This window comes from Mesorhizobium sp. 1M-11, assembly GCF_001303895.1.
Classification (GTDB): domain Bacteria; phylum Pseudomonadota; class Alphaproteobacteria; order Rhizobiales; family Rhizobiaceae; genus Mesorhizobium.
In genome coordinates this window covers 154,481-169,294 of the sequence record NZ_LJSD01000017.1, presented here as the reverse complement: position 1 = coordinate 169,294, position 14,814 = coordinate 154,481, and the positions used below count along the sequence as shown (strand labels likewise).

General features: G+C 62.4%; 15 protein-coding genes. 12 read left to right on the top strand and 3 right to left on the bottom strand.

The window, feature by feature from the left end:
- Positions 1-2: 2 nt before the first annotated feature.
- Positions 3-293: a helix-turn-helix domain-containing protein gene (locus tag AO692_RS10425; protein WP_244483314.1), complete on the bottom strand. Its 291-nt coding sequence runs from the start codon at positions 291-293 to the stop codon at positions 3-5.
- A 234-nt stretch (positions 294-527) separates the two neighbouring features.
- Here AO692_RS10425 and AO692_RS10420 point away from each other — a divergent pair, with 234 nt between their 5' ends.
- The 7 genes from AO692_RS10420 to AO692_RS10390 all read left to right on the top strand — a co-directional run bounded on the left by AO692_RS10420 (position 528) and on the right by AO692_RS10390 (position 6,847).
- Complete coding sequence (locus tag AO692_RS10420; RefSeq protein WP_054309986.1) at positions 528-1,208, top strand: S24 family peptidase; 681 nt, start codon at positions 528-530, stop codon at positions 1,206-1,208.
- Between the two features lie 79 nt (positions 1,209-1,287).
- Positions 1,288-1,542 carry a hypothetical protein gene (locus tag AO692_RS10415; protein ID WP_054309985.1) on the top strand — a complete coding sequence of 85 codons (255 nt, stop codon included), beginning with the start codon at positions 1,288-1,290 and terminating at the stop codon, positions 1,540-1,542.
- Positions 1,543-2,185: 643 nt separating this feature from the next.
- Positions 2,186-3,388, top strand: coding sequence for an amino acid ABC transporter substrate-binding protein (locus AO692_RS10410; RefSeq protein ID WP_054309984.1), 1,203 nt, complete (start codon positions 2,186-2,188; stop codon positions 3,386-3,388).
- Between the two features lie 145 nt (positions 3,389-3,533).
- The gene (locus tag AO692_RS10405; RefSeq protein WP_054309983.1) at positions 3,534-4,271 is read left to right on the top strand and encodes an ABC transporter ATP-binding protein; all 738 of its coding nucleotides are present in this window, start codon (positions 3,534-3,536) and stop codon (positions 4,269-4,271) included.
- Positions 4,264-4,977: an ABC transporter ATP-binding protein gene (locus AO692_RS10400; RefSeq protein WP_054310037.1), complete on the top strand. Its 714-nt coding sequence runs from the start codon at positions 4,264-4,266 to the stop codon at positions 4,975-4,977. The genes AO692_RS10405 and AO692_RS10400 overlap by 8 nt, the downstream gene beginning before the upstream one ends.
- Complete coding sequence (locus AO692_RS10395; protein ID WP_054309982.1) at positions 4,977-5,867, top strand: branched-chain amino acid ABC transporter permease; 891 nt, start codon at positions 4,977-4,979, stop codon at positions 5,865-5,867. Before AO692_RS10400 ends, AO692_RS10395 begins: the two co-directional genes overlap by 1 nt.
- The gene (locus AO692_RS10390) at positions 5,864-6,847 is read left to right on the top strand and encodes a branched-chain amino acid ABC transporter permease (protein WP_054309981.1); all 984 of its coding nucleotides are present in this window, start codon (positions 5,864-5,866) and stop codon (positions 6,845-6,847) included. The genes AO692_RS10395 and AO692_RS10390 overlap by 4 nt, the downstream gene beginning before the upstream one ends.
- 127 nt (positions 6,848-6,974) lie before the next feature.
- Here the strand turns inward: AO692_RS10390 and AO692_RS10385 are convergent, their stop codons facing one another.
- Positions 6,975-7,922, bottom strand: a complete 948-nt coding sequence (locus AO692_RS10385) for a helix-turn-helix domain-containing protein (protein WP_054309980.1) — start codon at positions 7,920-7,922, stop codon at positions 6,975-6,977.
- A gap of 183 nt (positions 7,923-8,105) precedes the next feature.
- Positions 8,106-8,879 carry an IclR family transcriptional regulator gene (locus AO692_RS10380; protein WP_054309979.1) on the bottom strand — a complete coding sequence of 258 codons (774 nt, stop codon included), beginning with the start codon at positions 8,877-8,879 and terminating at the stop codon, positions 8,106-8,108.
- Positions 8,880-9,036: 157 nt separating this feature from the next.
- On the opposite strand from AO692_RS10380, the gene AO692_RS10375 reads away from it, so the two are divergent.
- The 5 genes from AO692_RS10375 to AO692_RS10355 are packed head-to-tail and all read left to right on the top strand — an operon-like array spanning position 9,037 to position 14,788.
- Positions 9,037-10,431 (top strand): transaminase, encoded by a 1,395-nt coding sequence (locus AO692_RS10375; protein WP_244483313.1) that lies wholly within the window; start codon positions 9,037-9,039, stop codon positions 10,429-10,431.
- 3 nt (positions 10,432-10,434) lie between these two features.
- A complete protein-coding gene (locus tag AO692_RS10370; RefSeq protein WP_054309978.1) occupies positions 10,435-11,232 on the top strand; it encodes an SDR family oxidoreductase in 798 nt (265 codons plus the stop codon).
- The gene (locus tag AO692_RS10365) at positions 11,229-12,002 is read left to right on the top strand and encodes an SDR family oxidoreductase (protein ID WP_200911723.1); all 774 of its coding nucleotides are present in this window, start codon (positions 11,229-11,231) and stop codon (positions 12,000-12,002) included. Before AO692_RS10370 ends, AO692_RS10365 begins: the two co-directional genes overlap by 4 nt.
- Before the next feature lie 43 nt (positions 12,003-12,045).
- Positions 12,046-13,710, top strand: a complete 1,665-nt coding sequence (locus tag AO692_RS10360) for an amidohydrolase (RefSeq protein WP_054309976.1) — start codon at positions 12,046-12,048, stop codon at positions 13,708-13,710.
- Positions 13,697-14,788: a GTP-binding protein gene (locus AO692_RS10355; protein ID WP_054309975.1), complete on the top strand. Its 1,092-nt coding sequence runs from the start codon at positions 13,697-13,699 to the stop codon at positions 14,786-14,788. Before AO692_RS10360 ends, AO692_RS10355 begins: the two co-directional genes overlap by 14 nt.
- Positions 14,789-14,814 lie beyond the last annotated feature (26 nt).

Below are 14,814 nucleotides of genomic sequence, written 5' to 3'. Positions count from 1 at the left end.
GTCTAAGCGGCCCTGCGGTTTCTACGTTGCGCCATCGTCGGGGGGCGGCGATAGTTTGCGGAGGGTTGAGGCGAAAGCCGCTGGCCGCTGGCGTCGTAGCGCTCGGGCCACAGCTGATGGGGTTCACAAGCGAGAGCAGCGGCGAGCGCCTCTTCCCCGCGCGAGTTCGGTTCGCGCAACGTCGTACGGGCTGTGCCATCGGTCAGCCCGAACCGGCGGTCGACATCGGAAAGGGTAATGCCGCGGACGAAGAGGGCGTCCTTGATCTTGCTCGCCCGTTCGATCGGGTCCATCATCTGCTCCGGTGGTGAAGGGAGGCCCTGCCAGGCCTCCCTTCTTTCGGTGGTGAACGTCCACGAACGTGGAAGCAAAGCGAAAGTAGGACAAATTTGTCCGATCAGCAAGCCAAATCCGTCCATATCGGGCGAGGAAAAAGCTCGAAAGCTCCAGGGATCCCAACGCCGGCCGGAATGCGTGAGCAATTTCGGGAGCTTGCGGAAAGGGGCGAGCTCCCAAAAGGGACAAATTTGTCCGTTCCTGACCGCATTCGGTTCGGGTATTTCAGGGCTCGCTATCTGCTGGGGAATGAAGGTCTAGTCGAATCACTCGGGAAGTCCGTCAAGCAGATCCAACGTTATGTAGAAGGCGACGACTTCCCCTTCGGGTTTGTGCAATCTCTTGCGGAAGCGACGGGTATCCCGGTCGCGTGGTTTGTGGGTGGGGAAACGGCGGATCGCTCGTTGCCGGCGCCCCATTGGGCGAACGGGATCACGGTTCCTCGCTACGATATCCGCGCCTCGGCCGGCGCCGGTGCCTTGGTCGTCTCGGAGAACATCGACGAGTATTTCGCTGTCGGGCGCGACTGGCTTCGGCGCAATCTCCCACCTTGGGCGCCGCCGAACGCCGTTGTCGGGATGCTGGAAGGGATGGGTGATTCAATGGAGCCCACCATCATGGACGGCGACCTGATCATGGTGGTCCAGGATGTGGAGTGGCGCGTCGTCGAGCGCGGCGGCATCTTTGTCTTTTCGCTGGACGTGGACCGGCTGTTGTTGAAGCGCCTGCAGGTGCTCAACAACGGCGACCTGAAGATCATCTCCGACAACAAGGCATATGAGCCCGACCTCGTCCCGTTCGACGATATCCCCAACCGCGTAAGGGTGCATGGTCAGGTGTTCTTCGCCGGCGGCAAGCCGAGAATGCGTTAAGGATTATTTTCCTGCCCTATTGACTTCCCGATTGGCGATGTGAACAAAATGGGAACATTCCAAGGGCAGGGAGCGTTCCATGAAGAGAAGCCAGAAGTTCATCATCATCCCTTTCCGCTCGATCAAGGGGCGGTTTCACGTCGGTGAAATGCGGCCGGCGTCAAGCGAGGGCGGGGCCGTCCGGATCGCCGAGCTGATGGCCGAGCGGTTTGCCGGCGCCGCGGCGTTCGAGGTTCATGTTGACGAGGAAAGCGGGGAGATGTTCTCGCCCAGGCTGATCGCCAGCTTCGGCAAACTGCCGGATCTGGAAGAGGCGATGCGCGACGCGGCATGATGGTGGAGATCTCGCTCTGCAGGAGACCAGTATGGTTGGCTCGTGAGTAGCGACGTGTGCGATCGGGCGAGCATCCAAGTTCGCCCGACCTGCCATGTGATCACTATCCTTTTGTTTTTCCGTCAAAAATCGCCCTTTTTGTCGAACTTGGATGCATCATCCAAGTTCGATTTGACTTTTCGCCCCTTTTTCCGCACCAAAGCGCTGGCGAGGCCGCTTCCGGAAGATGCTCTAAAGGGCGGTTTTCTGCGGGGTCGAGAGTGTTTCGAGGGTTTCTCAAGCGCCCCTCAAGGTTCCGCCTTTCCGGCGGCTCTTTTTGATCGGCGGTCTCTCGCCGCGGCCTTCTTTCTAAAACCGCGCGTCACGACGGACCCCGCTTTCGAGCACAGTCGATTTCTGCTATCATCCTGTTTTTCCGTGGGTATTCGCCCGTTCCCACCTAATCCCGGCTGTTCCCGCTAATTTCCAATACCGTGTGTCAAACTACACGCGTGTTGTTCACGTCTGGGACGTTGAGGACGGCAAGGTGCTGCGGTTCGAGCAATTCACCGACACCAAACTGGTCGCGCAGGCGACCGGCTGACGATTTGGGGCAGGCCCGACCGGTATCCGGCGGGAGTGGAATTGGGAGGAGAACATGGGAATGAGCCTGAAAGGAATGCTGGCAGCGCTCGCGCTGTCCACGGTACTGACCGGCGGCGCAACCGTCATTGCCAATGCCGCGGGTGACGAGATCGTCATCGGCGCGCCGGTTTCGCTGACCGGTCCGTTCGCCGGCGACGGCAAGGAACAGGAATGGGCCTACAAGCAAGCTGTCGCCGATATCAACAAGGCTGGCGGCATCATGGTCAAGGAGGCCGGCAAGAAGCTTCCTGTCAGGCTTGTCATCGCCGACGATGAAAGCACGGAAGCCAAGGTCGCTTCGGCGATCGAGAATCTGGTCAAGGTCCAGAAGGTCGATATCCTGCTTTCGACGCACTCCGGCCCGCTCAATGTCGCCGGTGCGATCGTCGCCGAGAAGTACAAGAAATTCTACATGATCACCGCGGCTTTCCCGTTCGAGTGGCAGCCGCTGAAGATGAAATATTCGGCGCTGTTCTTCTTCCATCCCGGCCCTGGTGCCGAGGTGCCGTTCGAAATCTGGCAGAAGCTGCCGGAGAATGAACGTCCGAAGCGTCCGGCTCTCGTCACAGAAGATTCGCCAGACGGCAAAGGCTTCGGCGGCGCTTTCGAGGCCGCAGCCAAGAAATATGGCTATACCTTCGCCTTCAACGATCCGTGGGCGACCGGCTCGACCGACTATTCGGCGATGATCACCAAGCTGAAGGCTGCCGACGCGGACGCCATGCTGGTGTTCGGCTCTCCGGCAGACACCGTCACGCTGATCCGCCAGATGAAGGAGCTCGGCTTCAGCGTTCCCTATTTCCATGGCTGGAAGGGCACTTGGACCGGCGAATTCCATGACGCGCTGGGCAAGGATTCCGACTACGTGCTGACCGACGGTTTCTGGTCGGCAAGCTATCCCTACAACGGCGCCAAGGAATTGGGCGAGCGCTACGAGGCCGAATACAAGAAGGACTCCGTCACGGTCGGCGCCTTCTACGCCAACGCCCAGGTGCTGTTCCAGGCCATCGAACGCGCCGGGTCGACCGATGCAGCGGCGGTGCACGATGCCATCTTCAACCAGGAATTCAACGATACCGTGGTCGGCCCGCTGAAATTCGACGAGACCGGCTTCGCCTTGATCCCATCGGTCGCCACGCAGTGGTGGGAAGGCAAACACCAGTTGCTCTTCCCGAATGGAACCTGGACCTACAAGCCGGCTCCCGCCTGGGACAAGCGCTAAACGTTGGGGGTGCCGTCGGGACGACGTCTGGCTTTGTGCCGACGCCGTCCCGTCGTGCACGCAGTTACCGACACGCCGTAGTTATGGCCACATAAATCCACGCAATCTTTCCCCTGAAGCCAGCGGGCAAAGGAACCGACCAAGCATGCAGTCAGACGAAACCGTGCTCAGCCTGGAGGCGGTGACCAAACGTTTCGGCGGCCTGGTGGTGCTCGACGGCATCGATCTGGTCGTCGGCCCGGGCGAACTGGTTGGCCTGATTGGTCCCAACGGCGCCGGCAAATCGACGCTTTTCAACGTGATGACGGCCATCTACGCCCCGACACGCGGTAAGGTCCGCTTCAAGGGCAAGGATATCACCGGCGCGGCGCCACATCATATCTGCCGCTTCGGCATCGCCCGCACGTTCCAGCTTGTCCGCACCTTCCTGACCATGACGGCCTTCGAGAACGTCATGGTCGGCGCCGTCTACGGTTCCGGCGGGCGGGTGCGGCATGCGAAGGAAGCGGCTGAAGCCGCGCTCGAGTTGGTCGGCCTCAGCGCAAAACGCGATGTGACGACGGCGCATATGACGTTGTCCGATCGCCGGCTGCTGGAAATCGCGCGCGCGGTAGCGTCAGAGCCATCGCTCCTTCTGCTCGACGAGCCGATGGCCGGCCTCAATCCGACGGAGATCAGGCAGATGGTCGAGGTCATCCGCCGAACACGCTCCGAAAAGGGCATTTCCATCCTGTGGGTGGAACACAAGGTGGATGCCATCATGAAAGTGTGCAGCCGGGTCGTCGTGCTCGACCACGGTGTCAAGATCGCCGACGGCACACCCGCCGAAATCGTCGCCAACCGCAAAGTCATCGAGGCCTATCTTGGCGAACCGGCTGCTTGAAGTAACAGATCTTGAGGTCGCTTATGGCGACGTGCGTGCGCTGTGGGGCGTGTCGATCCATGTCGATGCAGGTTCGGTGGTGGCCATCGTCGGCGCCAATGGTGCAGGCAAGACCACGCTGCTGAAAGCCATATCCGGCCTAGTCCCCGCGAAACGCGGCGAGATCAAGCTTTCGGGCACCTCGCTGCTTGGGCGCGCTCCTGAAGATATCGCCCGCATGGGTATCGCCCACGTGCCGGAGGGGCGAGGGCTGTTCCGCCAGATGACGGTATTGGAAAACCTCGAGCTCGGTGCTTTCCAGCCCAAGGCACGGGCGAACATGAAACATGCGCTGGAAAAGGCCTACGATCTGTTCCCGCGCCTCAAGGAAAGGACAGGCCAGAAGGCCGGCTCACTTTCGGGCGGCGAGCAGCAGATGCTGGCGATTGCGCGTGCCACCATGTCCGAACCGTCGCTGCTCATTCTCGATGAGCCTTCGATCGGCCTGTCGCCGCTGGTGGTGCAGCAGATGTTCCAGCTGATCGAGGCACTGCACAAGCAAGGCGTCACCATCCTGCTTGTCGAGCAGAACATCCACCAGGCGCTGAAGATCGCAGACTACGCGTTCGTGCTGAAGACCGGCGAGCTTGCGATGCAAGGCACGGGTGCAGAACTCATCGCCGACCCCGAAGTCCAGAAAGCCTATATGGGCGTATTGGAGCTGTAATGACCCTGCCATCGCCGGAGATCCTCCTGCAGCTTTCCATCAATGGTGCGCTCGGCGGCGCCATGTACGGCGTTGCCGCCGTCGGCCTCAGCCTCATTTTCGGCACCATGCGACTGATTTTCCTGGCGCAGGGCGCCATGATCATCCTCGCCGCCTATCTGGTGCGCGCGCTGTTCCAGCATCTTGGCATCGATCCGTTCCTGTCGCTCATCATCATGGTGCCGGTCGGGCTGGCAGCCGGCTGGCTGATCTATCAGGGTCTGTTCCGCAAAGCGGCGGCCGAGGAGGATCGCAACATCTCGTTGCTGATCGCCGTCGGCGTCATGTTCCTGGTGCAGAACCTGATGACTGTCATATGGGGCGGCAACACCGCTGCCGTGGTCACCAGTTACACCGCGAGCGGTATCGAATTGCTCGGCGTGCGGGCCTCTTTCACGCGCTCCATGGGATTCCTGATCGCTCTGGCAGGCACCGCCCTCGTTGTGCTCTTTCTGCGCAGGACCCTGGTCGGCAAGGCGGTACGGGCGGCGTCGGAGGACATGACAGCGGCCACCCTGATGGGCATCAGCCCGCACAAGGTCAATGCGATCGCCTTCGCCATCGGCATCGCGCTGGCGGGTGCGGCAGGCGTCGCGGTCGCGACGACCTTTCCCTTCAATCCCTTCGCCGGCTTCATCTTCAGCCTCAAAGCGCTGGTGGCGCTGGCGCTTGGCGGCATCGGCAACGTTGCCGGCGCACTCGCAGGCGGCATTATCCTTGGTCTTATCGAGGCTTACGTTCAGTTCTTCATCTCCGGCGGCTGGACCAACGCCATCGCCTACGGCGTCTTCCTGGCTGTCTTGATGTTCAAGCCGGAAGGGCTGTTCAGCCGGCCCTACAAGAAAGCATGACCGCCATGGCCAATTTTTCCTGGAAATGGGCGGCAGCGCTCCTCACCATCATCCTCGCATTGGTGCCATTCTGGCCGGGTGCGCTCGACAGCTATCTGTTTTCGTTCCTGTTCTTCGTCTTCATCTATGCGGTGATGGCGCAGGGCTGGAACCTCGTCGCCGGCTTTGGCGGACAGATCAGCCTCGGTTCACATGCCTTCTTCGGGCTCGGCGCCTACACCACGGCGATCCTGTGGAGCGGCAACTATCTGTGGGGTTCGCTCTACGAGACGTACCCGCGCATCTACTATTTCGATCCGGTGACCATGGTGCTCAGCGGGCTGGTAGCCGCGCTGGCCGCCGCACTGATCGGCCTGCCGCTGCTCTCCAAGCTGCGTGGCGACTATTTCGCTCTGGGTACTCTGGGATTCGGCGAAATCCTCAAGGTGATTTTCGTCAACGGCGGCGACTTCACCGGTGGTGCATTCGGCCTTGTGACGCCTTCCAGCACCTTCGAAACGCTGATGCCACACTACTGGACAGGGCTTGGCCTCACCGCTGGAACAGCACTGGCGATCGGCTGGCTGATGCGTTCGCGTTACGGGCTGGCGCTCATCGCCGTGCGTGACGATGAGATGGCCGCTTCCGCCAATGGCATCAACACGCTGAAGGTCAAGGTCGCCGCATTCGCAGGCAGTGCGTTCATCGCCGGTATCGCCGGAAGTCTCTACAGCTATTACATCTTCCACGTCGGGCCCGACTCCGTCTTCAACCTCGACTGGATGCTGTTGCCTCTGATGATGACGGTGGTGGGGGGAACCGGCACGGTGCTTGGACCGATCCTCGGTGCCTTCATCATGTATGCGGTGTTCGATATCGCCCGTATCTTCGTGCCGGATTACCACCCCATCATTTCGGGGCTGACCATCATTTTGGCAATGCTGTTCCTGCCGAAAGGCCTGGTGCGCAAGATCCTGCCGATGTCGCTCGCGCGCAACTAGAGGCTGTCGCCAGGGAAGTGGAACCACGAGGCGATCTCACTCGACCTCGCGCCGGTTCTTCCTGCGACCGGAACGGCAACTAGGCCAGCCCCACGCAATCGTCTCCTCCTTTTGGGAGGCAAAACCGTCAATGCAGCCGGCTAAGCACGGTGTCGCGCAATTCGCGTGGCGAGACTTCGTACTTCGCCTTGAAGGCACGTGAGAAGTGCGCGCTGGAATTGAAGCCGCAGGCGAAGGCGATCTCGGAGACCGATACGCCGTTGCCTGCCATCAGCGCTTCACGGCTGCGCTCCAGCCGGCGATCCCAGATAAAACGCTCCAGCGTGATATCCTCGCTTTCGAAAGCACGGTGCAGATAGCGGCGCGAGCAACCCATGTGCCGCGCGATCTCGTCGGCCGAGAGGTCACTGCGTGACAGGTTGGCGTCGATATAGGCAATGATGCGCTCGCGCAGCGCTTCCAGCGGCGAGCGGCGCTGGTCGACGAGTTGAGGCTTGGAGCAGATCAAGCCGTTGACAAGCTGAATAAGGCTTTCGCCAACCCGTCGGCAATTGGCTTCGTCCAATCTGCGACCGTCGTCGATGGCCATGCGCATCAGCCCTGACACGATGTGCGTAAGGCTGTCGTCGTCGCCGGGCAGGGGCAGGGGAGCCGCCAGCCGCGCCAGCGTGTCGTCGCTGAACGTTGATCGCGGCACCTGCAGGATGAGCTGGTCGACGCCGGTCAAATTCTGCAGGGAATAACTGCGCACCGGGTCGTAGATGATGGCCGAACGCGGATTGAGGTCGACGGCCACCGAATGCTGCTCGAAATGGCTGCGGCCGGCGACCTGCACCAGGATCTTGATGGCATCGGGGTCGAAGCTGCGCCAATGGGCGCGGTCGTTGACCACGACATGCGCCTTTGCCCGGATTTCGGAAAGCCGGCACGGGCCGAGATTGACCGAAAGCAGCTTGGGGATCGATTCGACCGAACCGCGCGCGAAACGCTGTGTGATCGGGCCGAACAGCAGGCGGGACGTGGACAGGAAAGCTTCGCCGTCGGCGATGCTGACATGACGGGCGGCATGCTGCATGGGGTTCCTCCTCGGTGGTGCCTCCCGTCTTGGCGCGGGCTGGCATGACAACGCCGCAGTCAGCGGGTGACATATTTTGAAACGGAACTTAACACGCTAATCATTCTTTTCGCAACGCTCATGCAAGCGGTCGCAAGCAAGCCGGTCAAGTGAAATCAGCATCCATCCGCGTCGCCGGAAACTTCAAGCCGACAGTCGTCCCGCCGGTTCGACTGCCTCGCCGATGAGCCGCGTCGTGATCAGCCGTGTAGCTTCGATCAGTATCGCTCCCTGGGTCGCAGCCACGGAATCGTCGGCGCGTGACACCGGCGAGGCAATCGCCACCGTGCCGATCGGGTAGCCGTCGGAACCGAGGATTGGCGCGGCCACCGAGTGAACGCCTTCCTCATAACCCTGTGCGCTGCGTGAATAGCCTCGCTCGGCCGCCAGTCGCACAGCTTGCAGCACCTTGTTCGCGTCGGTCATCGTGTGAGGGGTGAAAGTGGCGAGCGGCGCCTCAAGATAGTCGCGGCGTATCTCTTCGCGCGCGAAGGCGAGCAGCGCGATGCCCGAGGCGGTGCCGTGCAACGGCAGGATCTGGCCGACATTGACATTGACGCGATTGGCCTTGGCCGAGAGCTCGACATGAATGGTGAGCAGGGCGCCGGCGCTGTACTCCGAAAGATGCACGGTCTCGCCGGTCTGCTGTGACAGCTCACGCAGAATAGGCACCGCGACAGGCACCAGAGGCAGTTGCGCGTCGCGGATGCGGGCGAGCCGCGTCAGGCCGGCACCGAGGCGGTAACGGCGGCTCGCCGGCTCCTGTTCGACCAGGCGATGTTCGGCCAGCGCCACCAGCAGGCGACGCGCCGTCGCCTTGTCGAGACCGGCCTTGCGGGCGAGGTCAGAAAGGCCGATTTCCGGCTCTTCCAGCGTAAACAGTTCCAACAGGGACACGGCCTTGCGCACGGTGCTCATGATCAGCTTTCAAAACGATACTTAGCGTGTGAATTAACTTGACAGGGGGCAATCTAGCTTGCAGTTTGTCTACAACAAATAAAACGATGGTTCAAATAATGAACCGATGGGAAGCATGATCATGCCTTTGATGGCATGTACAGGGAGATTTCACGGCTTGACGCTTGCTGCACGAACAGACCGCAACACGGCGACCATCGCGGAATTGCTCGACCAGGAGCAGGAGCGCTTCCGGCTCACCCATCCGCGTTCGGCTGAAGCCTGGGAAGAGGGACAGCGGCATTTCCTCTATGGCGGCCCGTCGCACTGGATGCGGCGCTGGGCGGGCGGTTTTCCAGTCTATGCGGCCGAAGCCAAAGGCGCACATATCCGCGACATCGACGGCCAGGACTATGTCGACTTCGCGCTCGGTGACACCGGCGGGATGTGCGGGCACGCACCGGAAGCGGTGACGTGCGCCGCACTTCGCCAGTTGCAGAACGGCACCACGATGATGCTGCCGACCGAAGACAGCTTGTGGGTCGGTGCGGAACTGACCCGTCGCTTCGGCTTGCCTTACTGGACGCTGACCACGTCGGCCACCGACGCCAATCGCGGCGCTATCCGCATTGCCCGGATGATCACCGGCCGCCCCAAGGTGCTGGTGTTTTCCGGCTGCTATCACGGCGGCGTCGAGGAGGCGCATGTCGAGATCCGCGACGGTCGCGTCGGCCTGCGCAACATGATCCATCCCAATGGCGTCGATCATTCGACCGTGTCTCGGGTGGTCGAGTTCAACGATGTCGAGGCATTGGATCAGGCCCTTTCTGCTGGCGATGTCGCCTGCGTGCTCACCGAACCGCTGATGACCAATTTCGGCATGATCCCGGTTGCCGATGGTTTCCACAAAGCGCTGCGCGAGATCACGCGCCGCACCGGGACGGTGCTGATCATCGACGAGACGCACACCATTTCGAACGGTCCCGGCGGCTACACCGGCCAGCACGGCCTGGAGCCTGATATCCTTGTGGCCGGCAAGGCGATCGCGGGCGGCATTCCGGCCGGTGTCTTCGGCGTGTCGCAGGAAATCGCCGAGCGGCTGTGGGCGATCGTACCCAAGGTCAATCCGCGTGTGCGCCAGTCCGCCCATCTCGGCATCGGCGGGACGCTCGCAGGCAACGCACTGACGGTGGCCACCATGCGCGCGGTACTGGAAGAGGTACTGACGCCTGCGAATTTCGAACTGATGACCGCGAATGCAACCCGGCTTGCCGAAGGTGCACGCGACCTCATCAAGGCCCGTGAATTACCCTGGCATGTCACCCAGATCGGTGCGCGCGCCGAGGTCATGTTCATGCCGAAACCGCCACGCAATGGCGCCGACGTGATCGCCAGCCGGCGTGGTGATCTCGAGACGCTGCTGCACGCCTATTACATGAACGAAGGCATCTTGGTGACGCCGTTCCACACCATGTTCCTGATGTGTCCGGCGACGACCGCCGAACAGGTCGATCGCCACACCGAGGTGTTCGGGCGTTTCGTCGACCTCCTCGCCGACGCCGGAGTATCCTGAGCAATGGGTACGCCGGGCTTCGATCTGACCGGACGGATAGCGTTGGTGACAGGCGGTGGGCGCGGCATCGGTGCCGCGATCGCCACGCGTTTTGCCGAGGCCGGAGCCTCCGTCGTAATCGCCAACCGTACCTTTGATGTGGCGGAGGCGCTTGCTGCGGAGCTCACCGCCCGCAGCCTGTCGGTCCGTGCCGTGCCGCTGCCCGGTCTCGGCCGTTCGGAACTCCACGAGGTCGTCGGCAATGCGGCTTCGGGAGCAGGGCGGCTCGATATCGTCGTGCACAATGCCGGCGGCTGTCCCTGGGCTTCGATCGATGAGCTCGACGAAGACAAGCTGGAGCAAGCGCTGTCGCTGAACCTCAAGGCCTGCTTCTGGCTGGCTCAGGCGGCGGCACCCATCATGCGCGGGCGCAATTTCGGCCGCATCCTGGTAACGTCGTCGGTCTCGGCGCGGGTCGCCATGGCCGGCGGGGCGCATTATTCGGCGGCCAAGGCTGGCGTGAATGCCTTCATCCGTGGCGCCGCCTTCGAATATGCCCGCGACGGCATCACCGTGAACGGCGTCGAGCCTGGCTTCATCGCCAAGGACCGTGGCTCGATGAGCAAGCCCGAAGTGGCAAACAGGCTCAGCCAGTTCATCCCTGTCGGGCGCTACGGCGAGGCCGACGATATCGCCTATGCCATGCTCTATCTGGCGTCCGTCGAGGCCAAGTACACCACGGGGCAGACCATCGTCGTCGACGGCGGCTCCACGCTGCCCGAGACCGGCTTCGCGGTCGAAAAGTATTGGGGGCTGTCGTGAGCGGGCGTTTGCAGGGTCGCAAGGCGCTGATCACCGGAGCCGCTACCGGCATGGGGCGGGCGACGGCGGAGCTCTTCAGCAAGCAGGGCGCTGAAATTGTCCTGTTTGGCCTGGGGGGCGACGCGCTTGACGACGCAGCCAAGGCCAGTCGTGGCAAGGCCGTGCATGGCGACATCACCGACAGTGCCGATGTGACGCGCGCCATCGATGCCTGCGGCGGCCAGGTCGATATCCTCGTCAATGCAGCCGGATTGCTGATTCCGGACGAACCGGAAACCGTGTCCAACGAGGTCTGGGAGAAGACCTTTGCCGTCAACGTCACCGGCACGATGATGATGTGCCGGGCCGCGCTGCCGTTGTTGAAGAAAAAAGGCGGTTCTGTCGTCAACATCGCCTCGGTCGGCGCCTTCAATGCCAGCGCACAGAACGCCGCCTACTCGGCGAGCAAGGCGGCGCTGGTGTCCTACACACGCTCACTTGCCTACTCGCATGGACCTGATGGCATCCGCGCCAACGCGCTGGCGCCAGGCTGGGTGCGCACGCCGATGAGCGAGGAGGAGATGGAGGCTGCGGCAACCGCCAACGGTTCGACGCCGGAGCAGGAATTCGCGGCGCTGACCGGCCGCATTGCTTTGCGGCGCATCGCCGAGCCAGCCGAGATCGCGTCCTGCTGTCTGTTCCTGGCTTCCGACGAGGCGTCGTTCGTGACGGGCGCGGTTTTGGTTGCTGACGGCGGAGGGCGGGCACCGACCCAGAATAGGGCGGTGTGAGAGGAATACGGCAGCGGCCGAATGAATGGGTGGAGGAAATAGAATGCCTGACAAAAGTGCCGATCTGGTTCTCGGGAACGGCCGCATCTACACGATGAACCGCAAACAGGCCTGGGCATCGCATGTGGCGGTGAAGGGCGGCCGCATCGTAGCGGTCGGCGATGCGGCGAGCGTCGCAGCTTTTACCGGAAGCAGCACGCGCTCTATCGACCTCAAGGGTGCGATGCTGATGCCGGGCGTCGTCGACGTTCACGCCCATCTGATGATGGGTGGCCAGGCGGAGCTGTTCGAATTGCGCTATGCCTCGACGTCCAGCTTCGAGACCATTGTCGAGAAGGTGCGCGAGAAAGCGGCTTCCACAGCGCCGGCCAGCTGGATCATCGGCGGCCAGTGGGGCAGTGACCTGCATGGGAAGCTGAACAGCCTGGAAGCGCTCGCCAAGCTGGATGCCGCGGCTCAAGGCCGGCCGGTGATGCTACGCGACGACAGCTACCACAACCGCTGGGTCAATTCGGAGGCGATGCGGCTGGCAGGCGTCACCAGGGACACACCCGATCCCGACCAGGGTTCCATCGGCCGAGACCCGACAACCGGTGCGCCGACAGGCCTGATGATCGAATCCGCCTCCGGTCTGGTTGAAAGCGTGATCGCCAATTCCGGCTACTACACCGAGGAAATGGACCGGTCCGCTATGGCGCAGTCCATCTCCACTCTGAATTCCTATGGCGTGACGGCGTTCCTCGACGCGGCCGCCATGCAGCCGATCCTGGCTGCCCTCAAAGGGCTGGACGATCGCGGTGAACTGACGGCCTGGTCGGTCTCGGCGATGCCGGCCGTCGAGCCATCCTTCATGTTCGGCATTGCCGGCGACGAGCTGATCGCCTTGAAGGATCAGTATCGCAGCGCCCATGCCAAGCCGGATTTCGTCAAGGTCTTCCTGGACGGCGTGCCGGGCGCCAAGACCGCCGCCTTCCACGAGCCTTACGTCGCCGATCCGATCCTCGGCTGCTGCTTCCGCGGCTCGACCATCGTTACGGTGCCGGACCTGATCCGCTGGGTTGGCAAGTGCGAAAAGCTCGGGCTTGCGGTGAAGATCCATTGCGCCGGCGATGCCGCCGTCTCCCAGGCGCTGGATGCCATCGATGTCGTGCGCTCCTTCAACGGCCCGACCAGGCTGATCCATCACATCGCGCATGCCAGCTATATCGCACCTGGCGACATTCCGCGCTTCGCTGAACTTGGCGTCGCCGCCGACCTTTCGCCGTTCCTCTGGTATCCGACCAGCTTCCTGGAGGGCCATAAGCAGGCAATGGGCGTGGAGCGTGCACTGCGCTTCTGGCCGAACAAGCAGCTGCTGGCTGCCGGGGCGCTGCTGGCAGGCGGCTCCGACTGGCCGGTCATGCCCAATCCCGACCCATGGAACGGCATCGAAGGCCTGGTCACCCGCCAGAACCCGAACGGCGAATTCGCCGGTGAGGCACTTTGGCCGGAAGAGGCGATCGACGTTGCCACCGCGCTGGAGATCTTCACCATCAATTCGGCCCGCGCCATCGGGCTTGGCGAGACGATCGGCTCGATCGAGGTCGGCAAGTCGGCGGACTTCATCGAACTTGACCGTAACGTGCTTGAAATCCCGGCCGACGAGATCGCCGACATCAAGGTCATGACGACCTGGTTCGAGGGAAGGGTGGTGTATGAGCGAACCTGATCCTGCCCACCGGCTTGTCCCGGTCACCATCCTCACCGGCTTCCTCGGCTCCGGCAAGACGACGCTGCTCAACCGGCTGCTCAAGGAACCGTCGCTCGCGGGTGCGGCCGTCATCGTCAACGAGTTCGGCGAGATCGGGCTCGACCACCTGCTGATCGAAGCCAGCGAAGAACAGTTCCAACTGCTCGACAATGGCTGCGTGTGCTGCACGGTGCGCGGTGATCTGGTCGAGACGCTGAAGGCATTGCACCGGCGCGCCGCCGATGGCGAATTGCCTCAGCTCAGCCGTGTCGTAATCGAGACGACCGGTCTGGCTGATCCGGCACCGATCCTGCACACGCTGATTGCGGAACCGGAACTCGCCGGTCGCTACCGGATCGCAGGCGTGGTCACCACGGTTGATGCCGTCAACGGCCCGGCGACGCTGGAGCGTCACGCCGAGGCCGCCAAGCAGGTGGCCGTGGCAGACCGCCTGATCATCACCAAGGCCGATCTTGTCGACGGCTGGACGGTGGATGCGCTTCAGCACAGGCTTGCAGCGCTTGCACCGGCAGCAGAGCGCTGTCTCGCGGCGGACGCGGCGCTGGAAACCCTTCTCGATGCCGAAACGCCAGGTTCTGAGGCGCGCGCCGATCAGGTCGCTGCCTGGTTCGACAGAGCCGCGCAGTCGATCCACGATCATGAATGCGGGCCGGACTGCGATCACCATGATCACCACCACCATCATGATCAGGGTCTCCATCACGGTATCCAGTCCTACAGCTTTGTCATTGACGAACCGGTGGAATGGGCAGCCTTCGCAACATGGTTGGACTACATCGCGGCATTGAAGGGAGAGGACCTTCTTCGCCTCAAAGGCCTGGTCTGCGTCGCCGACGACCTCGATCGGCCGCTGGTGCTGCATGGCGTGCAGCATGTGTTTCATCCGCCGGCCAGGCTGGAGTCATGGCCGTCGCCGGATCGCCGCACCCGGCTTGTCTTCATCGTGCGCGATATCGCGTACGAAACCATTGAACGGACGCTTGTGAAATTCGCCGGAGTTCGCCCCGCCAAAGGGCCCGAAAGGCATGCAGCGTAACAATCAACCAAACCAAGGGGAGAGAG